22 protein-coding genes are annotated in these 24,247 nt (G+C 71.4%); 15 read left to right on the forward strand and 7 right to left on the reverse strand.

The window, feature by feature from the left end; all coding sequences use genetic code 11:
* Positions 1-14: 14 nt before the first annotated feature.
* The 4 genes from AC5WS8_RS22200 to AC5WS8_RS22215 all read right to left on the reverse strand — a co-directional run bounded on the left by AC5WS8_RS22200 (position 15) and on the right by AC5WS8_RS22215 (position 2,497).
* Positions 15-314, reverse strand: a complete 300-nt coding sequence (locus AC5WS8_RS22200) for a DUF5808 domain-containing protein (RefSeq protein WP_496105187.1) — start codon at positions 312-314, stop codon at positions 15-17.
* Positions 315-434: 120 nt separating this feature from the next.
* Positions 435-1,346, reverse strand: a complete 912-nt coding sequence (locus AC5WS8_RS22205) for an aminoglycoside phosphotransferase family protein (RefSeq protein WP_496105188.1) — start codon at positions 1,344-1,346, stop codon at positions 435-437.
* Positions 1,347-1,403: 57 nt separating this feature from the next.
* Complete coding sequence (locus tag AC5WS8_RS22210) at positions 1,404-1,892, reverse strand: ferritin-like domain-containing protein (RefSeq protein WP_496105189.1); 489 nt, start codon at positions 1,890-1,892, stop codon at positions 1,404-1,406.
* Positions 1,889-2,497, reverse strand: coding sequence for a hypothetical protein (locus AC5WS8_RS22215; RefSeq protein WP_496105190.1), 609 nt, complete (start codon positions 2,495-2,497; stop codon positions 1,889-1,891). The genes AC5WS8_RS22210 and AC5WS8_RS22215 overlap by 4 nt, the downstream gene beginning before the upstream one ends.
* 273 nt (positions 2,498-2,770) lie before the next feature.
* Between AC5WS8_RS22215 and rimP the strand changes: the two genes are divergently transcribed.
* The 9 genes from rimP (at position 2,771) to AC5WS8_RS22260 (ending at position 12,003) form a co-directional block, all read left to right on the forward strand.
* Positions 2,771-3,280, forward strand: coding sequence for a ribosome maturation factor RimP (gene rimP, locus AC5WS8_RS22220; protein WP_496105191.1), 510 nt, complete (start codon positions 2,771-2,773; stop codon positions 3,278-3,280).
* A 2-nt stretch (positions 3,281-3,282) separates the two neighbouring features.
* The gene (gene nusA / locus AC5WS8_RS22225; RefSeq protein WP_496105192.1) at positions 3,283-4,278 is read left to right on the forward strand and encodes a transcription termination factor NusA; all 996 of its coding nucleotides are present in this window, start codon (positions 3,283-3,285) and stop codon (positions 4,276-4,278) included.
* Positions 4,279-4,414: 136 nt separating this feature from the next.
* Positions 4,415-4,726: a YlxR family protein gene (locus tag AC5WS8_RS22230; protein WP_496105193.1), complete on the forward strand. Its 312-nt coding sequence runs from the start codon at positions 4,415-4,417 to the stop codon at positions 4,724-4,726.
* Between the two features lie 146 nt (positions 4,727-4,872).
* On the forward strand, positions 4,873-7,932 hold the full coding sequence (infB, locus tag AC5WS8_RS22235; protein ID WP_496105194.1) for a translation initiation factor IF-2: 3,060 nt from the start codon (positions 4,873-4,875) through the stop codon (positions 7,930-7,932).
* Positions 7,933-8,513: 581 nt separating this feature from the next.
* Complete coding sequence (locus AC5WS8_RS22240) at positions 8,514-8,807, forward strand: DUF503 domain-containing protein (RefSeq protein ID WP_200422685.1); 294 nt, start codon at positions 8,514-8,516, stop codon at positions 8,805-8,807.
* A 45-nt stretch (positions 8,808-8,852) separates the two neighbouring features.
* Positions 8,853-9,305, forward strand: a complete 453-nt coding sequence (rbfA, locus tag AC5WS8_RS22245) for a 30S ribosome-binding factor RbfA (RefSeq protein ID WP_496105195.1) — start codon at positions 8,853-8,855, stop codon at positions 9,303-9,305.
* Positions 9,302-10,207 (forward strand): tRNA pseudouridine(55) synthase TruB, encoded by a 906-nt coding sequence (gene truB, locus AC5WS8_RS22250; RefSeq protein WP_496105196.1) that lies wholly within the window; start codon positions 9,302-9,304, stop codon positions 10,205-10,207. Before rbfA ends, truB begins: the two co-directional genes overlap by 4 nt.
* 502 nt (positions 10,208-10,709) lie before the next feature.
* Positions 10,710-11,666, forward strand: coding sequence for a bifunctional riboflavin kinase/FAD synthetase (locus AC5WS8_RS22255; RefSeq protein ID WP_496105197.1), 957 nt, complete (start codon positions 10,710-10,712; stop codon positions 11,664-11,666).
* Between the two features lie 106 nt (positions 11,667-11,772).
* The gene (locus AC5WS8_RS22260) at positions 11,773-12,003 is read left to right on the forward strand and encodes a DUF397 domain-containing protein (RefSeq protein ID WP_388570400.1); all 231 of its coding nucleotides are present in this window, start codon (positions 11,773-11,775) and stop codon (positions 12,001-12,003) included.
* Between the two features lie 69 nt (positions 12,004-12,072).
* Here AC5WS8_RS22260 and AC5WS8_RS22265 read toward each other — a convergent pair whose 3' ends face one another.
* The 3 genes from AC5WS8_RS22265 to eccE form a co-directional block, all read right to left on the reverse strand.
* Positions 12,073-15,111 carry an SCO5717 family growth-regulating ATPase gene (locus tag AC5WS8_RS22265; RefSeq protein ID WP_496105198.1) on the reverse strand — a complete coding sequence of 1,013 codons (3,039 nt, stop codon included), beginning with the start codon at positions 15,109-15,111 and terminating at the stop codon, positions 12,073-12,075.
* A gap of 349 nt (positions 15,112-15,460) precedes the next feature.
* Positions 15,461-16,303 (reverse strand): hypothetical protein, encoded by an 843-nt coding sequence (locus AC5WS8_RS22270; protein WP_496105199.1) that lies wholly within the window; start codon positions 16,301-16,303, stop codon positions 15,461-15,463.
* A complete protein-coding gene (gene eccE / locus AC5WS8_RS22275) occupies positions 16,303-17,619 on the reverse strand; it encodes a type VII secretion protein EccE (protein ID WP_496105200.1) in 1,317 nt (438 codons plus the stop codon). The genes AC5WS8_RS22270 and eccE overlap by 1 nt, the downstream gene beginning before the upstream one ends.
* 506 nt (positions 17,620-18,125) lie before the next feature.
* Between eccE and eccB the strand changes: the two genes are divergently transcribed.
* From eccB to AC5WS8_RS22305, 6 genes are all read left to right on the forward strand, one after another.
* Entirely contained in the window at positions 18,126-19,706 is a 1,581-nt protein-coding gene (gene eccB, locus AC5WS8_RS22280; protein ID WP_496105201.1) for a type VII secretion protein EccB, read from the forward strand.
* A gap of 208 nt (positions 19,707-19,914) precedes the next feature.
* Positions 19,915-20,226, forward strand: coding sequence for a WXG100 family type VII secretion target (locus AC5WS8_RS22285; RefSeq protein ID WP_103843682.1), 312 nt, complete (start codon positions 19,915-19,917; stop codon positions 20,224-20,226).
* Between the two features lie 129 nt (positions 20,227-20,355).
* Positions 20,356-20,643 (forward strand): WXG100 family type VII secretion target, encoded by a 288-nt coding sequence (locus tag AC5WS8_RS22290; RefSeq protein WP_496105202.1) that lies wholly within the window; start codon positions 20,356-20,358, stop codon positions 20,641-20,643.
* A 287-nt stretch (positions 20,644-20,930) separates the two neighbouring features.
* The gene (mycP, locus tag AC5WS8_RS22295) at positions 20,931-22,220 is read left to right on the forward strand and encodes a type VII secretion-associated serine protease mycosin (RefSeq protein ID WP_496105203.1); all 1,290 of its coding nucleotides are present in this window, start codon (positions 20,931-20,933) and stop codon (positions 22,218-22,220) included.
* Positions 22,221-22,283: 63 nt separating this feature from the next.
* The gene (locus tag AC5WS8_RS22300) at positions 22,284-22,634 is read left to right on the forward strand and encodes a hypothetical protein (RefSeq protein WP_496105204.1); all 351 of its coding nucleotides are present in this window, start codon (positions 22,284-22,286) and stop codon (positions 22,632-22,634) included.
* 41 nt (positions 22,635-22,675) lie between these two features.
* Positions 22,676-24,226 (forward strand): hypothetical protein, encoded by a 1,551-nt coding sequence (locus AC5WS8_RS22305; RefSeq protein WP_496105205.1) that lies wholly within the window; start codon positions 22,676-22,678, stop codon positions 24,224-24,226.
* The last annotated feature ends 21 nt before the right edge of the window (positions 24,227-24,247 follow it).

Here is a 24,247-nt window from a genome sequence, read left to right on the forward strand (position 1 = left end):
GCGTTGCGAGCCGGTCACGTCCTCGGGCGGGGCCGACGGCGCCCGGCCCTCGGCATTCCCCGGCCGAGCCGGGCCAGGTTGACGCCGTAACCGATGCCGAAGGCGTGCGGTGTGAGGAACGCGTCGCTGCCCGGGTTCCAGAACTCGCGAACGACCCTGTCCACGGTGGGCCTGCGGAAGTCGTACGGCAGCCCCGCGACCCGGCCCGTCCAGGTGCGCTCCTGCGCCGGCTTGCGCAACTGCTGCGCCACGGCCGCGGCGGTGGCCGCGCCGGCGGCGAGAACGACCAAGGTGCTCAGCGCTTTGCTCCTCATGGGTAGACCGTACGCCGTCGGCCGCGGGACGGGGCGGGGACGAAAGGGGCCCGGCGCAGGGCCGTTCGGGCCTTCGGCACGGCTGACCGGGGTCGGGCGAGGGCTGTCGGCACGCCTCGTCTAGAGCCAGCTCGCGAACTCCAGCAGCAGCTCCGCATCCCCCGGGCGGCCCACCCGGCGCGCCCGTACACCCGACTCCACCGCCCGGAACAGGGTCCAGCCGCGCAGCCGCTCCCGGTCCAGGTCCAGGGACTCCGCGAGCCGCTTCACCCGGCGGCGTGTGATGGACGCCCCGGAGGGCGCCGCGATCAGGTCCTCCACCCGGTCGCGCACCAGCCGGGCCAGATCGAAGGCGCACTCGCCGACCACCGGGTCCGGACCCACCGCCAGCCACGGCATGCGCTCCCCGGCGAGGATCTTGCTCTGCCGGAAGGTGCCGTGCAGCAGCCGCTCCTCGGGCGGCGCGGCGAGCAGCTCCTCCCGGGCCGTCAGCGCCGCCCGGACCAGCGGCGCGGCCTCCGGGTCCGTCTCCGCGCTCCCGAGCATGGCCTCGGCCTGCCGTCCGGTGCGCGCGGCCACCGTCTCGAAGGAGTGGCCGGCGGGCGGCTCGACCCACAGCCGCCGCAGCGTCCCGGCCGCCTCCAGCAGGGCCTTCGCCTCCGGCAGCGAGCGCACGGACATCTCCGGGTGCAGGCGCTCCAGCAGCAGCACGCCCTCCTCGGCGTCCGGGGCGTCCGTCTCCAGGAGCCGGACGGCCCCGAGGCCGTCCCACCGCGAGAGTGCGGCCCGCTCGCCGGCCGGCCTGGCCCACGGCGGTACCAGCTTCAGCACGGCGGGCGTCCCGTCGGCCCGCCGCACCAGCAGCACCAGGCTGCTGCGGCCGCCCGGCGCCTGCACCCGCTCCACGGTCAACTCGCGCAGATCGACGGCCCGCCCGACCAGCTCCGGGAGCCTGCCCAGCCAGTCGGCGCCACCGTCCCGCCGCGTCTCGCCGAGCGCCCTCACCAGGCGCTGCGGCGGTTCCAAAGCCATGCGCGAGTTGTTCCCTTCCAGGTCGGCTTCGCACGCGTACGGTCGAGCGCGTACGCGTCAGGTCCGCGGTGTCGCCGACGCGGTGGGGGTGGCCGCCGCCCGCTCGGCGAGACCAGGGAAGGCTACGCTCTCGCCGCTCCAGCGCACCGCCCGCACCGCCGCTTCCCGCAGCGCCCCGGCCGCGAAGCCGCGCCGCGCGCCCGTCGAGGCCCGCACGAGATCCGAGTAGACCCCGGCCACCCGCTCCTCCAGCTCGGCGGCCAGCCGCACGGCGGCGGTGGAGTCGGGCACCGGGAACGGCAGCGCGTACGCGGCCGCGGCGGCGTCCGGCGTGCCGCCCAGCTCCCGTACCGCCCGGGCCAGTTCGTCCCGCCGGGCGCGGTGGGCGGCGTAGGCGGCCCGCGCCTCCTCGCGCCGCGTCTGCTGGATGCGGCCGCCGACGACGCCGTAGCCGTAGACGGCGGCGTGCTCGGCGCGCAGGGCGGCGCGCAGGGCGGTCAGTTCGGCGCTTGCGGCCGTCGGTGTGCCGGTGCTGCTGGTACTCACTTTCCGCCTTCCGTCAGCAGGTACGCGTGCGCTGCCCCGGCCGCCGCCACGGACGCCATCAGCCGCGCCAGCTCGCCCGGCACCCCCAGCAACGCCCTGCCGCGCCGGTCGGCCAGGGCCCGCTCGGCCGCGGCCAGACCGGCCAGCGCGGACCCGGGGTCCGCCGGCACCGCGGAGGGGGCTGCGGAGGAGCCGGTGGAGGCGGCGGCCGAGGGGGCTGCGGAGGAGCCGGCCGAGGGAGGTGCGGGGGAGTCGGTGGAGGCGGAGGGGGACGCGGAGAGGCCGGTCGCACCGGCGGCGGGGGACGCCGAGGCGCCGCTCCCGCCGCCGAACGCCTGTGCGTGCCGGACGACCTCCGCCCGCAGTGGTCCCAGCCGCGCCGCCAGGTCCGGGTGGGCGGCGATGACCGCCGCGTACCGCGCCGCCAGTGCCTCGCTGTCCCGGGCCGCACGCGCGCGTGCCCGGTCGGCCGTCCCCGGACTGCCGCCCGTGGCGCTCGAATCGGAGGCGCCGGAGCAGCCCGCCAGCAGCGCGGCACCCGCGGCCGAGACGAACAGGCTCCTTCTGCGCAGCGCGTCGGCGTGCGGTGACGGGGGGAGGGGCACGGCAGACCGTCCTCGGAGGCTTCGGTGCGAACGGATGGGCGGGACTCCGACGGATGGGCGGGAGCCCGATGATCACCGTACCCGCGCACCCGGTCCGTGCCCGCCACCGGCTCGGCCGACAGCAACTGCACGCGCGTGCGCTCGCCGTCGGCCCGGCCGGCCGCGCCCCGGGCGGGGCGGCCCAGGTGGACGGCATCACCCTCCGGGACCGGATACCCTTTGACCTGACAGCGACCATCCCACAACAGCACACGCGGCCGAGGAGTCACCCGGATGAGCACCACCCAGAGCGAGAGGCTGCGAGAACTGCTGGAACCGCTCGTCACATCCCAGGGGCTCGATCTCGAGGAGATCGCGGTGGACTCCGTCGGGCGCAAGCGTGTGCTGCGCGTCGTCGTCGACTCCGACACCGGTGCCGACCTGGACGAGATCGCCGATGTGAGCCGCGCGCTCTCGGCGAAGCTCGACGAGACGGACGCGATGGGCGAGGGCGAGTACACCCTCGAGGTCGGAACCCCGGGCGCGGAGCGCCTCCTCGGTGAGCACCGGCACTACGTGCGAGCCACGGGCCGGCTGGTGAGGTTCCAGTTGGCCGAGGGCGGCGAACTGGTCGCCAGGATCCAGCAGGTCGACGACGACGGGGTCGATGTCGAGGTGCCCGGTGTGAAGGGCCGCAAGGCCACCACCCGCAGACTCGCCTTCCCGGACATCGCCAGGGCGCGGGTGCAGGTGGAGTTCAACCGCAAGGACACGAGGGACATGAAGGAAGAGGAGGAGGCGTAGCCGTGGACATCGACATGAGTGCCCTGCGGGGCTTGGTGCGGGAGAAGGAGATCTCCTTCGACCTGCTGGTCGAGGCGATCGAGGCGGCCCTCCTCATCGCATACCACCGCACCGAGGGAAGCCGCCGCCATGCGCGCGTGCAGCTCGACCGGGAGACCGGTCATGTGACCGTGTGGGCGAAGGAGGACCCCGAGGACCTCCAGGAGGGGCAGGAGCCGCGCGAGTTCGACGACACCCCGTCGGGCTTCGGCCGCATCGCCGCCACCACCGCCAAGCAGGTCATCCTGCAGCGTCTGCGCGACGCCGAGGACGACGCGACGCTCGGCGAGTACGCGGGCCGCGAGGGCGACATCGTCACCGGCGTGGTCCAGCAGGGCCGCGACCCGAAGAACGTGCTCGTGGACATCGGCAAACTGGAGGCCATCCTGCCGGTGCAGGAGCAGGTCCCGGGGGAGACCTACGAACACGGCAAGCGCATCCGGTCGTACGTCGTCCGGGTGGCGAAGGGCGTGCGCGGCCCGTCCGTCACTCTTTCGCGCACCCACCCCAATCTGGTGAAAAAGCTGTTCGCGCTGGAGGTGCCGGAGATCGCCGACGGCTCCGTCGAGATCGCCGCGATCGCCCGTGAGGCCGGTCACCGTACGAAGATCGCCGTGCGATCCACCCGTTCGGGCCTGAACGCCAAGGGCGCCTGCATCGGCCCCATGGGCGGCCGTGTGCGCAACGTCATGGGCGAGCTGAACGGTGAGAAGATCGACATCGTCGACTGGTCGGACGACCCGGCCGAGATGGTGGCGAACGCGCTGTCCCCGGCCCGGGTCTCCAAGGTGGAGGTCGTGGACCTCGCGGCCCGCTCCGCCCGCGTGACGGTCCCCGACTACCAGCTCTCCCTGGCGATCGGCAAGGAAGGGCAGAACGCCCGTCTGGCGGCCCGGCTGACCGGTTGGCGGATCGACATCCGGCCGGACACCGAACAGCCCGCCGAGAGGCAGGCCTGAGCCGTGCGACCTCGGCGGCCTCGGCGGGGAATAGATCCCGGCCGTGCGTCGCTGAGATCACGACAGAATCATGTGCAGCAGCTGTTCGATTCTTGCCCCGGAGGGGTGAGGTCGGCGCGGGGAGGTAGACTTAACCGTGTCTGGCCGGACGCACGCCCGATCATGCCCTGAACGCACCTGTGTGGGGTGCCGGGAGCGAGCGGTCAAGATCGAACTGCTGCGCACCGTGGCGATGGGGGACGCCTGCGTCCCCGATCCTCGCGGTACGCTGCCCGGCCGGGGTGCGTACCTGCACCCCGTACTGTCCTGTTTCGACCTGGCGGTCCGCCGCCGGGCGTTCCCGCGGGCGCTCCGCGTCCCGGGTCCGCTCGACACAAAGGCGTTGCGCGAGTACGTCGAGCAGGAAGAAAGTTGTCAGCAGCACGTAGCTGGGCAGGCAACACCGTAAGACGTGCCGCACGGATCCCCGTGCGGTCCTGGTACCTCGCGAGTCGAAAGCAGGTCGAGATTGCGATGAGCACTCGATGAGTACGCGATGAGTACGCCCATGAACTAGCGACGGTCCGGCTTCAACCCGGACCTCAGAGGAGCGAAGTGGCTAAGGTCCGGGTCTACGAACTCGCCAAGGAGTTCGGTGTCGAGAGCAAGGTCGTCATGGCCAAGCTCCAGGAACTCGGTGAATTCGTCCGTTCGGCGTCTTCGACCATCGAAGCGCCCGTAGTACGCAAGCTGACCGACGCCCTGCAGCAGGGCAACGGCGGTGGCGCCAAGTCCGCGGCCCCGCGCAAGGCCGCCCCGGCGAAGCCGGCCGCGCCCTCCCCGGCGCAGGCCGCCCGTCCGGCTGCCCCGCGTCCGGCGGCCCCCAAGCCCCCGGCCGCCGAGAAGCCCGCGGCACCGGCCCCCGGTCCGCGCCCGACGCCGGGTCCCAAGCCCGCGCCGCGGCCCGCTCCGGCGTCCCCGGCCCCGGGTGCCCCCGAGTTCACGGCACCCCCGGCGGCTCCCGCCGCCCCCGCGCCGCGCCCCGGCGCCCGTCCCGGTGCCCCCAAGCCCGGCGCACGTCCGGCCGCCTCCGGTCAGGGGCAGGGCCAGGGCGGCGCCCAGGGTGCGCGTCCCGGCACTCCGCGTCCGGGTGCTCCCGGCCCGCGTCCGGGTGCCCGTCCGGCCGGTCCCCGCCCGGGCAACAACCCCTTCACCTCCGGTGGCTCCACCGGCATGGCGCGCCCGCAGGCGCCCCGTCCGCAGGGCCAGCGTCCGGGTGGTCCCGGCGCCCCGGGCGGTCCGCGTCCGCAGGGTGCGGGCCAGGGTGGTCCCCGTCCGCAGGGCGCGGCCGGTGGCGGTCCGCGTCCCCAGGCACCGGGCGGCCCGCGCCCGACCCCGGGCTCGATGCCGCGTCCGCAGGGCGGTCCCCGTCCCGGCGGCGGCCCCGGCGGCCCGCGTCCGAACCCGGGCATGATGCCGCAGCGTCCCGCTGCCGGCCCGCGTCCCGGTGGCGGCGGCCCCGGCGGCCGTGGTCCCGGTGGCGGCGGTCGTCCCGGTGGCGGCGGCGGCCGTCCGGGTGGCGGCGGCTTCGCCGGTCGTCCCGGTGGCGGTGGCGGTTTCGCCGGCCGTCCCGCCGGTCCCGGTGGCGGTGGCGGCGGTTTCGCCGGCCGTCCGGGTGGTCCCGGCGGTGGCGGCGGTGGCCGTCCCGGCTTCGGCGGCCGTCCGGGTGGTCCCGGTGGCCGCGGTGGCACCCAGGGTGCCTTCGGCCGTCCCGGCGGTCCCGCGCGTCGTGGCCGCAAGTCGAAGCGGCAGAGGCGCCAGGAGTACGAGGCCATGCAGGCCCCGAGCGTCGGCGGCGTGATGCTGCCGCGCGGCAACGGCGAGACCATCCGTCTCTCCCGCGGCGCGTCGCTCACCGACTTCGCGGAGAAGATCAACGCCAACCCGGCGTCGCTCGTCGCGGTCATGATGAACCTCGGCGAGATGGTCACCGCGACGCAGTCCGTCTCCGACGAGACCCTGCAGCTGCTCGCCGACGAGATGAACTACACGGTTCAGATCGTCAGCCCGGAGGAGGAGGACCGCGAGCTGCTCGAGTCCTTCGACATCGAGTTCGGCGAGGACGAGGGCTCCGAGGAGGACCTGGTCGTCCGTCCGCCGGTGGTGACCGTCATGGGTCACGTCGACCACGGCAAGACCCGCCTGCTCGACGCGATCCGCAAGACGAACGTCATCGCGGGCGAGGCCGGTGGCATCACCCAGCACATCGGTGCCTACCAGGTCGCGACCGAGGTCAACGACGAAGAGCGCAAGATCACCTTCATCGACACCCCGGGTCACGAGGCGTTCACCGCCATGCGTGCGCGCGGTGCGAAGTCGACCGACATCGCGATCCTGGTCGTCGCGGCCAACGACGGCGTCATGCCCCAGACGGTCGAGGCGCTCAACCACGCCAAGGCGGCCGACGTGCCGATCGTCGTCGCGGTCAACAAGATCGACGTCGAGGGTGCCGACCCGACCAAGGTGCGCGGTCAGCTGACCGAGTACGGCCTGGTGGCCGAGGAGTACGGCGGCGACACCATGTTCGTCGACATCTCCGCCAAGCAGGGTCTGCACATCGACTCGCTGCTGGAGGCCGTGATCCTCACGGCCGACGCCTCGCTCGACCTGCGGGCCAACCCGAACCAGGACGCGCAGGGCATCTCGATCGAGTCCCGGCTCGACCGCGGCCGTGGTGCCGTGGCGACGGTCCTCGTCCAGCGAGGCACGCTGCGGGTCGGCGACACGATGGTGGTGGGCGACGCCTACGGCCGTGTGCGCGCCATGCTCGACGACAACGGCAACAACGTCGCCGAGGCCGGCCCGTCGACGCCGGTCCAGGTCCTGGGCCTGACCAACGTCCCGGGTGCGGGTGACAACTTCCTGGTGGTCGACGAGGACCGTACGGCCCGTCAGATCGCCGAGAAGCGCGCCGCCCGTGAGCGCAACGCGGCCTTCGCCAAGCGCACGCGCCGCGTGTCCCTCGAGGACCTGGACAAGGTGCTCAAGGCCGGCGAGGTCCAGCAGCTGAACCTGATCATCAAGGGTGACGCTTCTGGTTCCGTCGAGGCCCTGGAGTCCTCCCTGCTCCAGCTGGACGTCGGCGAAGAGGTCGACATCCGCGTCCTGCACCGCGGCGTCGGTGCGGTCACGGAGTCCGACATCGACCTGGCGATGGGCTCCGACGCCATCGTGATCGGCTTCAACGTCCGCGCGGCCGGCCGCGCGGCGCAGATGGCCGAGCGCGAGGGTGTGGACGTCCGGTACTACTCGGTCATCTACCAGGCGATCGAGGAGATCGAGGCGGCCCTCAAGGGCATGCTCAAGCCGGAGTTCGAGGAGGTCGAGCTCGGTACGGCGGAGATCCGCGAGGTCTTCAAGTCGTCCAAGCTGGGCAACATCGCCGGTGTGCTCATCCGCTCGGGCGAGGTGCGCCGCAACACCAAGGCCCGCCTCATCCGCGACGGCAAGGTGGTCGCGGAGAACCTCACCATCGAGGGCCTGCGTCGCTTCAAGGACGACGTCACCGAGATCCGCGAAGGCTACGAGGGTGGTATCAACCTCGGAAACTTCAACGACATCAAGGTCGACGACGTCATCGCGACGTACGAGATGCGGGAGAAGCCGCGGGCGTAAGGCCGACGGTTGCCTGCCGGCCGACGGGACGACCTGTTCCGTCGGCCGGCGGCCGTCTGCCCCTGCGCTGCGCCCGGCGGACCGCCGGCGCCGGGGTTCCCGCCCCGCCGACCCTGCCCTTCCCGTCCCTCGGGGCTGCGCCCCAGAACCCCGCTGTCGGCCTTGCGGCCTCGTCCTCACTCGCCGGACGGGCTGGAATTCAGCCCCTCCGGCGTGTGAGAGCGGGGCCCCGGGGCGGTCGGCCCCAGGAAGGGGTAGGAGCTCCGGGGCGCGGCCCGGCCAGGGACGCGGTCCCCGTCGGGGCCCCGGGGTCGGCGCAGTCCCCGTCATGCCCTCGGGCGCATCCACGCCAGAGCCCTGACGGGGTGCTGGGGACGTAGTCCCCGCCCGGGTTTCCGGGGCGCAGCCCTTGGTGGGGTCGGAGCGGTGGCAGACCCTGGAGGAAGGGAACGGGCAGGGGCGGCCGGGGCGGGAACAATCCCGTCGAGTGGGCCGCAGGGTTCGTTGTACGGTTTTCGTGTTCCTGCCCATACCGACGGCAGGGGCCATCGATCCCGTACCGGCGGGTCATCCGGACACACATGTACGTGGGGACCCTGTCCTTCGACCTCCTCCTCGGCGACGTACGGTCGCTGAAGGAGAAGCGCTCCGTCGTCCGCCCGATCGTCGCCGAGCTCCAGCGCAAGTACGCGGTGAGCGCAGCCGAGGTGGACCACATGGATCTCTACCGCAGGGCCGTCATCGGCCTCGCGGCGGTCTCCGGCGACGCGGGGCACCTGACCGACGTACTCGACCGGTGCGAGCGGCTGGTCGCCGGACGCCCCGAGGTGGAGCTGCTGTCCGTCAGACGGCGCCTCCACGGCGACGACGACTGACGACCGACCGAAGAACACAGACAGGAAAGACAGGGAGACGGACCAGTGGCCGACAACGCGCGGGCTAAAAGGCTGGCGGACCTCATCCGAGAGGTGGTGGCCCAGAAGCTGCAGCGCGGGATCAAGGACCCGCGGCTCGGCTCGCACGTCACCATCACGGACACCCGGGTGACGGGCGATCTGCGGGAGGCGACCGTCTTCTACACGGTGTACGGGGACGAGGAGGAGCGGAAGGCCGCCGCGGCCGGCCTGGAGAGCGCCAAGGGCATCCTGCGCTCCGAGGTCGGACGCGCCGCGGGCGTGAAGTTCACCCCGACCCTCACCTTCGTCGCGGACGCCCTCCCGGACACGGCCCGGACCATCGAGGACCTCCTCGACAAGGCCCGGCAGTCCGACGCGAAGGTGCGCGAGGCGGCCACGGGCAAGTCGTACGCCGGTGACGCCGACCCGTACCGCAAGCCCGGCTCCGACGACGAGACGGACGACACCACCGAATGACCCGGCAGCACACCACGCCCGACGGCCTTGTCATCGTCGACAAGCCGTCGGGCTTCACTTCGCACGACGTCGTCGCCAAGATGCGCGGGATCGCCAGGACGCGGCGCGTCGGTCACGCCGGCACCCTCGACCCGATGGCGACCGGTGTCCTCGTCCTCGGCGTGGAGAAGGCCACCAAACTCCTGGGCCACCTCGCGCTGACCGAGAAGGAGTACGTGGGCACCGTCCGCCTCGGGCAGACGACGCTCACGGACGACGCCGAGGGCGAGGTCACCTCCTCCACCGACGCCTCCAAGGTCACACGGCACGCCATCGACGCCGGGATCGCCAGGCTGACCGGCGACATCATGCAGGTGCCGTCCAAAGTCAGCGCCATCAAGATCAACGGCGTACGGTCCTACAAACGGGCCCGGGAGGGCGAGGAGTTCGACATCCCGGCCCGGCCGGTCACCGTCTCCTCCTTCACGGTCTACGACGTCCGGGACGCCGTCTCCGAGGACGGCACCCCGGTGCTCGACCTGCTGGTGTCCGTGGTCTGCTCCTCCGGCACCTACATCCGGGCCCTCGCCCGCGACCTGGGCGCGGACCTGGGCGTCGGCGGTCACCTCACCGCGTTGCGCCGCACCCGGGTGGGGCCCTACGGGCTGGACGCCGCCCGCACCCTGGACCAGCTCCAGGAGGAGCTGACGGTGATGCCGATCGCCGAGGCCGCCGCGGCCGCGTTCCCGCGCTGGGACGTGGACGCCAAGCGGGCACGGCTGCTGGCCAACGGGGTACGGCTGGAGATGCCCGACGCGTACACGGGGGCGGGCCCCGTCGCCGTCTTCGACCCGGAGGGCCGCCTCCTGGCGCTCGTGGAGGCCCGGCGGGGCAAGGCCAAGAGCCTGGCCGTGTTCGGCTGACGCCCGCCTGGTCAGCCGGTGGGGGGCCGGCGTCTGCGTGGTCTGCCTGCGGGTGGGGACGTCTGCGTGGTCTTGTCGGTGGGGGCGGCATCCGCCTGGGCTGACCGTGGCGCGGTGGCGTCTGCCCGGTCTGCCCCCTGGGGGCCGGCGTCCGCCTGGGCTGCCCGTGGAGCGGCGATCGCCGGGACGCCGGTCGCCGCTCCACGGTCCCCCCTCGGTTCCCCCTCACAGAGATGTATCCATCCACCCGCATCCATTCACCCCGGCGAGCAGGCGCTCGGAGTGAACCGAGGGAGCGGAAGGGGGCGCGTTCACCGCACGGCGACCGGCACAGGCGGTGCCGCACGGCCCGCACGGCGACGTCCGCCCGCCGGACACCCTCGATACGACGTGCCCCCCGTCACAGCCCCCATGCCGATGCGGGCCGAGGCGTCCCGGCATGGCACCCTTAGACCTGCGTACAAGGCAGAGACGGACACGGGTTCGACGAGGAGCGGTCACAGTGCAGCGCTGGCGTGGCTTGGAGGACATCCCCGAGGACTGGGGGCGCAGCGTCGTCACCATCGGCTCGTACGACGGAGTCCACCGCGGCCACCAGCTGATCATCCGGCACACCGTGGAACGCGCCCGTGAGCTGGGTGTTCCCGCGGTCGTCGTGACCTTCGACCCGCACCCCAGTGAGGTCGTCCGCCCCGGCAGCCACCCGCCGCTGCTCGCCCCGCACCACCGCCGCGCCGAACTGTGCGCCGAACTGGGCGTCGACGCGGTCCTCGTCCTGCCCTTCACCACCGAGTTCTCCCGGCTCTCGGCAGCCGACTTCGTGGTCAAGGTGCTGGTGGACAAGCTGCACGCCAAGGCCGTCGTCGAGGGCCCCAACTTCCGCTTCGGGCACAAGGCCGCCGGCAACGTGGAGTTCCTGGCCCAGCAGGGGAAGACGTACGACTTCGAGGTCGAGGTGGTCGACCTCTACGTGACCGGTGAGGCAGGCGGCGGCGAGCCCTTCTCCTCCACCCTGACCCGCCGGCTGATCGCCGAGGGCGACGTCGAGGGCGCGCGCGAGATTCTCGGGCGTCCGCACCGGGTGGAGGGCGTGGTGGTCCGGGGTGCCCAGCGCGGCCGCGACCTCGGCTTCCCGACCGCCAACGTCGAGACGCTCCCGCACACCGCGATCCCGGCCGACGGTGTCTACGCCGGCTGGCTGCTGGTCGAGGGCGAGGCGATGCCGGCCGCGATCTCCGTCGGGACCAACCCCCAGTTCGACGGCACCGAGCGCACGGTGGAGGCGTACGCCATCGACCGGGTGGGACTGGACCTGTACGGGCTCCATGTCGCCGTCGACTTCCTGGCGTTCGTCCGCGGCCAGGCGAGGTTCGACTCGCTGGACGGGCTGCTGGAGCAGATGGCGGAGGACGTCAAGCGTTGCCGTGAACTGATCGCGGCGGCCGGGGACCCCGCCTGAACGACGGCCGCGTCCTTCGCACGCGAACCGCTCGGAAACTCCTTGCCGCCAGGCCCGGTTGTAGAATCCCCCTCGTCCGTAAGGTCGGTGGAACGGAGTGGACCCGGTGGCGACCGAGCAGGAGAAGGAAGAGCTGTACGCCATGGACATCAGCGGCGTCGAGTGGGTCGGCTCCCCTGAAGGTCCCCAGGACGAACGGGTGGAGATCGCGTATCTGCCGGGCGGCGCCGTCGCGATGCGCAACTCCGCGGACCCCGACACCGTGCTCCGCTACACGGCGGCCGAGTGGCGGGCGTTCGTACTCGGGGCGCGCGACGGGGAGTTCGACCTGAAGTAGTGAGACCCCGGGAGTTCAGAGGGCCGGCACCGTGAAGGTGCCGGCCCTCTGGCCTTGTCCGCCGTTTCGCTACTGCTGCGTCCAGCCGGGCGGTACGGCGCCCTGCTGGGGCTGGTCCTGCTGCTGGTGCGGCGGCTGGGCCGGGGCCGGCTGCTGCTGCTGCCAGCTCTGGCCCGGCGCGGGCTGCTGCTGCCAGCCCTGCCCGGGTCCGGGCTGCTGCGGAGCCTGCTGCCAGCCCTGCCCCGGATGCGGGGCACCGTCGGGCCGGCCGTATGGCTGCTGGGGCTGCTGCGGGGCCGCGTATCCCTGCGGGGGCTGCTGGAAGTGCAGGTTCGGGTTGCCGAAGCCCTGCTGCGTACGGGCGATGTCCTCGGCGACCAGGGCGGCGAGGTCGAAGTAGGCCTCGCGGGTCTTCGGGCGCATCATGTCGAGGTCCACCTCGGCGCCCGCCGCCAGGTGCTCGTCGAACGGGATCACGACGACACCGCGGCAGCGGGTCTCGAAGTGCGCGACGATGTCCTCGACCTTGATCATCTTGCCCGTCTCACGGACACCGGAGATGACGGTGACCGACCGCTGGACCAGATCGGCGAACCCGTTCGCCGACAGCCAGTCCAGCGTCGTCGACGCGCTGCTCGCACCGTCCACCGAAGGGGTGGAGATGATGATCAACTGGTCGGCGAGGTCCAGGACTCCGCGCATCGCGCTGTAGAGCAGACCGGTGCCCGAGTCCGTGAGGATGATCGGGTACTGCCGGCCCAGCACGTCGAGCGCGGCACGGTAGTCCTGGTCGTTGAACGTGGTGGAGACCGCCGGGTCCACGTCGTTGGCGATGATCTCCAACCCCGACGGCGCCTGCGAGGTGAAGCGGCGGATGTCCATGTAGCTGTTCAGCCGCGGGATCTCCTGGACCAGGTCGCGGATGGTGGCGCCCGTCTCGCGCCGCACCCGTCGGCCGAGGGTGCCGGCGTCCGGGTTGGCGTCGATCGCCAGGATCTTGTCCTGGCGCTCGGTGGCCAGGGTCGCGCCGAGCGACATGGTCGTCGTGGTCTTGCCGACGCCGCCCTTGAGGCTGATCACCGCGATCCGGTAGCAGGACATCACCGGCGTACGGATCAGGTCCAGCTTCCTCCGCCGCTCCGCCTCCTCCTTCTTCGCGCCGAACTTGAAGCGCGACGGGCCCGTGTTGTTCTTGCGGGCCTTCGGCTGATGGCGCAACAGCCGGTCGGAGGACAGCTCCACGGCCGCGTTGTAGCCGAGCGGTGTGCCGGGCGCGGCCTGCTGCTGGGGGGCACCGGGGCCCGCCTGGGGGCCGACCGGGGCGGTCCAGCCCTGGTTGCCGTGGGCGGCGGGCGGAGCAGCCGGATGCTGCTGGGGCACCTGCTGCTGCGGAAGCGGCTGCTGCGTGGGGGGCTGCTGCTGCGGAAGCGGCTGCTGCGCCGCCGGTTGCTGCTGGTCCGGAGCCGGTGGCTGGGCCGCGGACTGCTGGTGCGGCGCGGCCTGCTGCGGCTGGACGGGCTGCGGGTAGCCGTAGCCGGGCTGCGGGGGCGGATAACCGTAACCGACCGGTCCGGGCTGCTGCTGGGGAAGCGGCTGGGCGGGCGGCTGCGGATAGCCGTATCCGGCGGCCTGCGGCTGGGGATACGGCTGCGGAGGCTGGGGCGCCTGCCGCGGGTCCACCGGTGCGGGCTGTCCGCTCTGCGGCGGGTACGCGGGAGGCTGGGCCGGGCCGAACGCGCCCTGTGGAGGCGTCGGATACACCGGCTGCACCGGCTGCACCGGCTGTCCGGGACCCGGCTGGGCGGGCGGCTGCGGGTAGCCGTATCCGGCGGCCTGTGCGGCCGCGGCCTGCTGGTCCGGCTGTCCTGCCTGCCGCGGTGCCCCCTGAACGGGATGCGCGGGCACGTATCCCTGGGGCAGCGGAGGAAGCTCCTGACCGGCGGGGGACGCGGCGGGGACCTGCGCGGCGGGAGCCGCCTGCGGCTGCGGCTGCTGCCCCTGTGCCGGGGGCGCCGGCGCCGGTGCGGGTCCGGAGGCGGCGGGCGTCGGCTCCGGACCCGCCTCGGCTTCCGGCTCTGCTTCCGCGGTCGCTGACAGGGCGTCGGCCCCGTGCGGCGCGGCGGATTCCGCATCGGAACGGACGTCGGCGGTCTCGGCAGCATCCGCACCGGACACCCCGCCTCCGGCGGAGTCTCCCGACTCCGCCTCGTCGCCGCGCTCCTCCTCCGGCTCCTCGTCGTCATCTCCGCCGAACAGCTTCGCCGCCTCGGCGTCGGCGGCGGCATGGTTGAGTTCCGCCATCGGCTGATCGTGCGTCGCCTCGGGCATCGGCTGTGCGACGTCAGGCCGCTGGGGGACGGCAGGCTGCTGAGGGACGCCCGCCGCCGGGGCGGCGGCCTGTGGCGCCTCGGGCTGGGCGTCCTCGTCGACGGGCCGCAGCACGGGGAAACCGGGCGCGGGCGCTTGGGCCGGCGGCTGCGGCTGGGTCGGTGCCTGTGTCTGCGGCTGGGCGGGTGCCTGTGCCTGGGCGGGCGCCTGTGTCTGCGGCTGGGCGGGTGCCTGTGCCTGGGCGGGCGCCTGTGTCTGCGGCTGGGCGGGTGCCTGTGCCTGCGGCTGTCCGTAACCGCCCGACGTGTCCTGACCCTGCTGGGGCGCGCCCGCTCCCGTCTGCTGGGGGTAGCCGTATCCGCCGGGCACCGCCGCGCCACCCGACGTCTGCGGGATGCCCGGAGCAGGCTGCTGCGGCGGGAAACCGTAGCCGCCCGCTCCGCTCTGGTGCGCGGCGGGCGCGCCCTGCGCAGGCTGCGCGGGCTGCTGCGGTGCGCCCTGGACGTATGGCTGGGCCGGTGCGGGAGTGTGCGGTGCGGGGCCGCCCGGCGGACCGGTGGGCGGACCGACTGGAGGACCGACGGGCGGACCGGGCGGCGGAGGCGGCGCGGCCGTCCCGGCGTCGCGCTGTCCGCCGGCCGGGGAGCCACCCTGCGTGTTTTGGGCGTACCAGGCGGGAGGCGTGTAGACGATTTCGAACTCGCCGGTGAGGTCCACCTCTTGATCGTCCCCGTCCGAGGACGGGCTGCCGCCGTTGTACTCGGACCGATCGCTGTTCACTGCTTGCCTCCTGGTCAGCCACTGCTGCTGAGTTGGTCGTCGTCGCGGCCGGGCGGACCGAGTGGCGATTCCCACGCGGCTGCGATCGTCACCGCATCACCAGAAGAGACTAATCACTAGGGTCGCGGTACGGAAAAGTGACTGTCGACGCGACCGGGCGGCACGCGATCCGGGGACGACGAGCCGTCGAACGGGCCGTCGGGCGAGCTGTCGAAGGGGCCGTCGGGCGAGCCTCGAACGGGCCGTCGGGCAAGCGTCGAACGGTCGTCGGGCAAGCGTCGAACGGTCGTCGGGCAAGCGTCGACTCGAACGGGTCGCCCGGCGAGCGTCGAACGAGCCGGACGACGTGTCAGTCCATACGGCGGGCCACGCCGAGCAGGCCCGTCTCCGCGTCGGTGGGCTCGGTCATGACGAACTTGCGGTGCCTGCGCGTGCACCACAGGGCGACGCCGTCGTACAGCGTGGGCAGCAGCTGGAGATGCTCGTCCGGGATGCCCAGGGTGTCGCGCACGATCTCGGTCTCCTGCGGCGAGATGCGCTGGATACCGACCAGTTGGGCCTGGGCCAGCCAGCGCGGCGCGTGCTCGCCGACGAACGGCAGCACGGTCACCACGGCCTGCCACGGCAGGGCGGTGACCCGCCCGCGGGGCGGACGAACGCCGCAGTCCCGGATCAACACCACCGGGCTCGAGACGGACGGGCCCTGAGCGGGCACCCTTCCCACCGGATAGACCGTCACGCACTGCTGGCCGCCACCCGCGACCTGGGCCAACTGCTGCCAGGCCTGCGGACGTCCCGTCTCGACGCCGACACGAGCCCCCGTCGCGGCGGCGCGCAGCGCCAGCACCTGGGCGAGCCAGAGGCCGCCCACGAGCACCACGTCGAAGGGCGTGGGACGGGACAGGCCGAGCACCGCCGGCTGCGACTCCGGGTCGGTGCCGATGATCACGCCGTCGTCGCCGATCGGCATGCAGATGGCCGCGAGCTCGTCGACTGTGACCACATGGCGGTTGCGGCGAGGGCCGCGCAGCCCGAAACCCGGGCTGAAGATGCGCCGTTGCTGCTGCGGTGCCTCCGGCTGCCGGATGACGGGGATCACGCCGGTGTCGGTGGGCGAGGCGACATGGGCCGGCGTGCGTCCGGAGGCCCGGCCGTGCTGCCGCGGGTCCGTGGCCGTGGCGGGGTGGGACATCAGTACGTACCTCCGAGCGGCAAAGTGGCGAGGGCTCCGGGGACCTGCTCCCGGTCGAGGCGGACCAGACCCACCTTCGCGGCACTGGCGGCCCGCTCCAACTCACGTGCCACCTGCGCGAGTTCACTGTCACCACGGGCGGTGACGCGCAGATGCCCGGCCAGGGAGACACCCCGGCTGCCGGCCTTGCCCAGCGTCACGCTGAACGTCGTGGCGAGCACGGGAAGCGAGGTGAACCGCGTGATCAGCTCGGGCAGTGCCACACCACCGCTGCCCAGTTGCGGCCACCGGGAGAGCCAGTACGTCGTGTGCCACCGGTCGTCGACCCGCCAGGTCCGTACCGACTCGACCGTACGCCGCTGGGGCGACCGGCCGTCCTGAGCGTGCTGCGCGTTGGCCCGCGGGTTCAGGCAGCTGGACGTCGCGAGCGCCTGCATCAGCTCGTTCTCGTCCAGGATGGTCGCCCGGAAGCCGGCTCCCGCCAGTCGGCTCGCCAGCTGGTCCGCCACTCGCAGCAGTGCCCGCTGCGCCCCGGGAACACCGTCCCCGCGCGCCTGAACCGCCTCCGGACACAGCTCCGGGTCGAGCTTGAGGGCGACCCAGGTGAGCCGGAGCGCGGGCGAACCCGTCTGCGCCTGCAGCGGCCCGTACGACCGCGCGGCGACCGACTGCTGGGGGAGATGCGGTGCGGGCGCCGGTTGAGTGTGCTGCACGACCTGAGCGGACGCCAGACGGATCCCGTCGACCTCCAGCGCCTCCTGGACCAGGAGCAGCGGCAGTTGCCGCCCGGCGGAATCGGGGCGCAGCGGCTGGTCTGCCGGCTGCACGAAGAGCACGGCGGTCAGGAAGGTGCCGTCGCCGATCATGCCGATCGAGCGGTCGTCACGGGACACGAAGCGGTACGTCCGCAGGGCCGGGTCGCACTCGACGGTGGGGGCCAGCATCGGGTCCGTCCCCGGCGGGACGGACGTCTTGGCCTCGCGCTGACGGTGCCTGAGCGCCCGGGCCGTCTCGTACCACTCGGGCAGTGGGCGGCGGCCCCGGCGCAGTACCGCAAGGAGCAGCAGCAGCGCCGCCACCCCGCCGGCCGGGGCCAGCAGCCAGGACGCGTCCGCGGCCCAGGCGACCAGCATGACGGCCGCCGCGAGCTCCACCAGGATGAGCTGCTGCAACCGCAGCGGACCCATACCACCCGGGCTGGGCAGCAGGCGCGGCGACGCGGCGGCGACGGCCGGAGCCGGTCCGCGTCTGCGGCCCGGACCGTCCTGTTGCTGCTGTGCGCGGTCTTCGCGCCGAGTGCTCGTAGCGCTGGTCATCCCCCGGGACATCCCTTTCGCGAAGTAGTGGCCGTTCGTCGGGCGGAGATCCTCTGTCGGAGAACCCGGCGACGGGCCAGGGGCACCGATGGCCCACATCATCTGCGAGTGGCTCACGGTACCCGCTGCCGCACACGAGGAGACACAGGGGACACCGAAACCCCAGGTGGCCAGCCTTTCACGGACCGGTCTCCGATGGGGGAGCGCGGTGGTGAGGCTCTGTGAAGATGCAGGGGCAGCCGCCCACCTGATGCACCGTCGCCTCGCGGCACAGGGCATAGTAAGGGCCTGCTCGGCCGAAGCGGCTCTCGAGCGCATCGAGAGACCCGGGCACATGGAGCACGACGAGCACGACTGGCACAGGGGCGCGTCGAGCGCCATCGGCACGTCGGGCACGAATGGCACGCGAGCACGTCGACCACCACCGGCACGTCGAGCACGTCGAGCACGTCAAGTACACAGCACATCGAGACATCGAGCGTCACACAACGGGAGACCTGGGGACCATGGCAAAGCGTCGGGATGAGCTCGCCGCCTATACGTTCGCCCGCAAGCGCACCGTCGCGGCGTTCCTGGCGCCGTCGCCGGGCGGTTCCGACGAAGGGGCACCACGCCCCATGCAGACGGTGATGCCCAGCCTCGCGCTGGGCGTCGTACTGGTGGTCGGCTTCATCGCCTGGGGTGTGATCAAGCCGTCGGCGCCGGCGGGCTGGGACACGCCCGGTGAGTACATCATCGTCGACAGCGACTCCACGACGCGCTACGTCGTCCTCAAGGACAAGGCGACGAACGGCAAGGAGACTCCGACGCTCCACCCCGTCCTCAACTACGCCTCCGCCAAGCTCCTCCTGGACAAGGGCAAGGGAAGCGTCATCGAGGTTCCCGGCAAGGAGATCGACAAGAGCGGCATCCCGCACGGAGCGACCCTCGGGATCCCGTACGCCCCCGACCGGCTGCCCGCCGAGGCGGATGCGGAGAAGGCGAAGACCTGGGCGGTGTGCGAGCGGCCCGCCCCCGGATCGGGCGACGCCATCGACCGTGCCGTCTTCGTCCTCGACGCCGACGACGCCAAGGCGCTGCAGGGCGAGGGCAAGGTCGACGCCCGCGAGGCGCTGTACGTCGTCGACCCCAAGACCTCGCGGGAGTACCTGGTCGACGGCAGGGGCGACGCCTTCCTGCTCGGCGGCCCCGCGGGCCTGGACCGCACCACCATGGAGCAGCTGCGCGCCGCCGTCATCGGGACCACGGCCAAGCCGCAGCCGGTGAGCCAGCAGTGGCTGCACACCCTCAACGAAGGCGGCGTCATCACCTTCCCGACGATTCCGTCCGCCGGGCAGCCGACCTCGGTCTCCGGGCTCCCGCAGGCGGCGCGGACGGTGGGCCGGGTGCTCAAGGCACAGGACGCGCAGGGCACCCAGTACTACGTCGTCCTGCGGGACCGGGTCGCCGCCATCACGCCCTTCGTGGCCAACCTGCTCAAGAGCTCGCCCTCCGCCAAGCTCGCGTACGGGACCGAGGCGATCACCGACATCCGGGTCGACACCCCGGACGTCATCGCCGCCAACGGTGGCCAGGCGGACAGCTTCTACGCGGACAAGGGCTGGCCCCAGACGGTGCCCCGGCAGGCCAACCCCGCGGCGACGGCGACCGAGGAGGCCCGCACCACCTCGTGCAGCGTCTACGACGGCACCATCGGCGAGGACCGGAAGCCCCAACTGGCCGCCTGGGCGGGGACGTCCTACCCCAAGAAGGTCATCTCGGATTCGCTGAACGCCTACGTCTCGTCCGGTTCCGGACTCCTTTTCCAGGAGGTCACGGGAACCGCGCAGGGCGGCGGTGCGACGTATCTGCTGACGGACACGGGCCTGCGCTACTCGTTGCCGTCGAACAACGACACCGCGGCGCAGGGCAACGACACCGGCTCGTCCTCGTCTTCGGGAGGAGCGAGCGAGACGGACAAGGCGCGCACCCGGCTGGGCTACGAGAAGGTGTCCAACCCCGCGGTCGTGCCGCAGTCCTGGGCGACGTTCATCCCGAAGGGACCCACCCTGGACACCGGCAGCGCGGCGCAGCCGCAGAGCCAGTAACATGTCAACTGGCCGAAAACAGACGCTACTTGGCCGTAGTGGATCACAGGATCATCGCTCAACTGTGTGAACCCTGTAACGCATAGGCCTTGCTTGTGGATGTGTGACGGCCGGACGATAGAGTGCTTTCAGCGCTCACGTATGGGCCGCTTCTCCGGGTACTGGTGCAGGTTTCCCGGATCAACGACGACATGGGGGAAGGTTCAACATGGCCGGCCAGTTCCGGGTAACAGAAGACGAACTGACCAAGCTCTCCGGCGACATCAACACCGTGAACGGTCAGCTTCAGGGTGAGATCCGCCGCCTCAACGGAGTGATCGACCAGATCGCGGGCGGCTGGCAGGGCCAGGCGGCCCAGTCCTACCACCAGCTGCAGGAACGCTGGAACGCGGACGCGAAGAGGATGAGCGACATCCTCAACGACATCAAGGAAGCCGTGGACTCCACGCGGAGCAACTACTCCGCGTCCGAAGAGCAGCAGAACTCCGAGATCAGCAAGATCATGTCCGACTTCGGCTGAGCCGAACGCTCACGACTCGGCTCTTCTGTTCTCCAGCACTCTTCACCACCATCCACGGTCGTCACCGGTTGCCGCCGATTGCGACCGGTTGCCGCCGATTCCTTCGACTCTCCCTGAAAGGGAACGACGATGTCGGGCATCCTCGTAAATTACGCCACGATCACCAACGCGTCCTCGGACGTGCGCTCCACCGCCGGCCGCATCAAGCAGCAGCTCGATGATCTCGAGGCCGCGGTCAAGCGCGTCGCCAACACCTGGGAAGGCGAGGCCCAGGAGGGCTACCAGCGCAAGCAGCGCGAGTGGGACCAGACCGCCGCGGACCTGCACACGACGCTGCTGAAGATCGCCACGGCCCTGCAGAGTGCCGCCGAGAACTACCAGGCCACCGAGAAGAGCAACGCCTCGACCTGGGGCTGAGCCGTCGGCGGCCCGAGGGGCATGAGATGAGGGGAATCGGCCCAGCCGACGCCAAGGCGTCCGCTGGGCCGAGCCCGTGTCCGCCACCGCACACGGCAAATCACCGGAATCCGCACAGGCATTGACGCACCTTCATCTACGTACACATGTGACCCGGCTTCGAAGGAAGCAAGGAACCGAGAAAGCCCTCAGGGCCTGAACACATGGGGGACCTGACCATGCGGGGCACGACCGCCCGTTCGCGAAACCGCATCGCTGAATCCCACGCAGTGCGGCGGACCTTCGGCGTGCTCGCAGCCACGGGAATCTGCCTCGCACCGGGTACAGCGGCATCGGCCGTCCCGGAACCGGCAGCATCGGCGCCCGTCGGCGCGGCGGTCCCCGTCCACCTGACCGACTCGGACCCCGGCTCCGGCGACACGGGCACCACCGAATGCACATTCGGCGGCCCCGTCATCAAGTCGACGCCGTGGTCACTCCAGCGGATCCTCCTGGACCAGCTGCGCGCACAGGCGACGGGCAAGGGCGTCACGGTCGCGGTGATCGACACCGGCGTCGACGACTCCAACCCCCAACTGCGCGGCGCGATGGCCCCGGGCGGTCGCGACTTCGTCGGTTCCACGGACGGCACCCAGGACCTCGAGGGCCACGGCACCCGGGTCGCGGGCATCATCGCCGCCCGCCCGATGAAGGGCACCGGCTTCGTGGGTCTCGCTCCCGACGCCAAGATTCTCTCCTTCCGCTACACGGGCGCCCAGGACAAGCAGGGCAACTCGCGCACCATGTCCGCGGCGATCACTGCCGCGGTCGCCAAGGGCGCGAAGATCATCAACATCTCCTCGGACACGGCGGACAAGCAGGACAACACAGAACTACGCAACGCCGTGGCCGCCGCGGTGAGGTCGGGAGCCCTGGTCGTGGCAGCCGCCGGCAACGACGGAGCCGACGGCAAGCCCGCGGACACCTACCCGGCCTCCTATCCGGGCGTCCTGGCGGTGGCTGCCTCCGACCGCAATGACGAACGCGCCTTCTTCTCACAGACGGGCGACTTCGTCGACGTCGCGGCACCGGGCGTCGGCATGGTCTCCACGGTCCCGAAGGGCGGCCAGTGCACCGCCGACGGCACGAGCTTCGCGGCCCCGTACGTCGCGGGTGTCGCGGCCTTGCTGAAGGAGAAGCACCCGAACTGGACGGCGGCCCAGATCGCCACCCGCATCGAACAAACAGCCCAACGCCCGGGCCGCGGCCCCAACCGCTTCATCGGCTGGGGCGTCGTCGACCCGGTCGCCGCACTGTCGGACGACTCGACTCCGGGCTCAACCCCGACACCGGACCCACCGGTGAAGGCCGGGTCTGGCGGAGTCGTCCCCATGGCGGTGACGATGGGCGAGAGCGAGGCAGAACGGCAACGCCGGATCGCCGTGTACGTACTGGGTGTCGGATTGCTCTTGGTGGGCGTGGCGGCGGGGAGCGGGGTGGCTGTGCGGGACTGGCGGAACAAGCGGGGCGCCCGCGACGGCACGAGCGGCAGGGCCGGCCGGGCCGACCGCGTCGGCCGAGCTGGGCTGACGGGCTAGGCGATGACTTGGGCGCCGAACAGGTGCCCACAGAATTGGAAACAGGGGAGAGGACAACGGGGTATGAGCAACGGAATGCGGGTCGATCTGAGCGCGCTGGATGAGGTCATCCGCAGACTCTGGGCCTTGCTGGACGACATGGACAAGGCCGGGACGACGTCGAAGTACGACACGGAAATACCGATGGACGCCTTCGGCCAGTCTTGCTACTTCACAGAGGCCAGGGACCTGCACGGGGCTCAGGGCGACATGAAGACCAAGATCGAAGGAATCATCAAACAACTTCACGAGTTGATAGACGACTTCAGCACAAAGACCTCGAAGATCCGAGACAAGTACAACGACAAGGAACACGAGATCAAGCGGAGTGTCGGGGACAACTCGGGTGGCACCAGGAAGAACCAGCTGGCTTAGTAGTCGGTTTCCGGAAGCAGCACTGACGAGGGGAGTTGGCAATGGCCGACGCTAGAGGGGACTACGAAGCCAGCAAGCAGTACGCGGAGCACCAGGAAAAGGAGAGGAAAGCACAGGAGCAGAAGGACCACGACCGCCTCGTCGAGCAGGACAAGGTCGCACACCACGGGCACGGCGGACGCCCCACGGGCCTGAAGACCGACTTCATGTCCTACTCGATCAACGGCCTGCGCAAGATGATCCTGGACTCCCAGCCCGGCAAGATTGCCGAGGTCGGCGGTCACTGGAAGAAGGTCCACGAGATCCTCTCCGGTGGTGACGGGGACGGCAAGTCCGGTGGTGTGGACACCCAGTCGGCGAAGGGCAGCATCGCCGGCCTGCTTCAGTCAGCCGTTGACAACGTCCTCGAGCACTGGGAAGGCCAGGCGGCGGAAGCTTTCCGGCGCAGGGCCGACCACATCGGTGGCCAGATCCGGAACGGAGCAGCGCACGCCAACTTCATGGCGGAGCAGCTCTTTGCGATCAGCAAGGACCTTGATACCTCCAAGTCAAAGATGGAGGAGATCAAGGAACCGTCCTTGCTCGAGCGTGCAGGCGACAAGCTCAACGACGACGGCCGTGATGACTCCCAGATGAAGAAGGACCTCGCCGCGGGCGTAAGCGCTGACACGGTCGCCAAGGCGGACGAGAAGAACCTGTCGCTCACTAAGGAGCGACAGCTGCAGGCCGTTGCGGTGATGGAGGAGCTGGCGGCTAACTATCAGGTCTATTCGAAGAACCTTGCGCAGAGTGGGCAAAGAGGAGGAAAGGAAGGAGTCACGCCCCCGAACAACTCCAACGTGACTATGCCTCCCCCGGTTTCACCTCCCGCCGTTTCACCTACCGGACCAAGCCCAGCGCGTGCTGCAAATAGGTCATGGAGTGCCGGACCTACAACTAGCATCAAGCCGGCTCCCACGGTGCCCGTGCCGCAGAACAAGGGCATCACAGGCGGAACGCAACTCCCGACCGCCGATACGCAATTGCCGACGGCTCGAACGAACGTTGACAGTATTACCCCCGGACTGACGGGCCCGGCTGCTGGCACTGGAACTGTTGGAGTTGGTGGCGGTGGTGTCGGCGTTGGCGGGACTCAGGGGCCGGGCATCATGGCCTCGGCTGGAGAACTCGGTGCCGGTGGCAGTGCTGCCCTGCGTGGCGGCATTGGAGGTGTGGGTGCTCGCGGTGGTGTTTCGGGTGGCGGTGCGGCAGCTGGTCGTGCCGTCGGGGGACGAGCTGGCGTGGGCGGTCTAGGCGGCGGAGCCGGAGTGGCTGGCCGAGGCGGCGCTGGCAGCGGCGGCCGTGGAGCGCTCGCGAGGGCTCGTGGCGGTGTGGTCGGCACAGCTAAGGGAGTCGGTAAGGGCGCTGGCGGCGGAGCAGGACTGCACGGCAGCCGCGGCGGAACCATGGCTGGTGGTGCAGGCGGCCGCCAAGGCCGACAGTCCGAGAAGGAAAACAGCAGGGGAGAACGTCCTGACTACCTGGTCGAGGACGAAGAGACCTGGATCTCGGAAGAGGACCGCAACCGCAACGTACCCCGAACCATCGAGTAGAGGGACAAGCGCGCCAGGCAG

This window comes from Streptomyces sp. PTL18 (assembly GCF_059510295.1).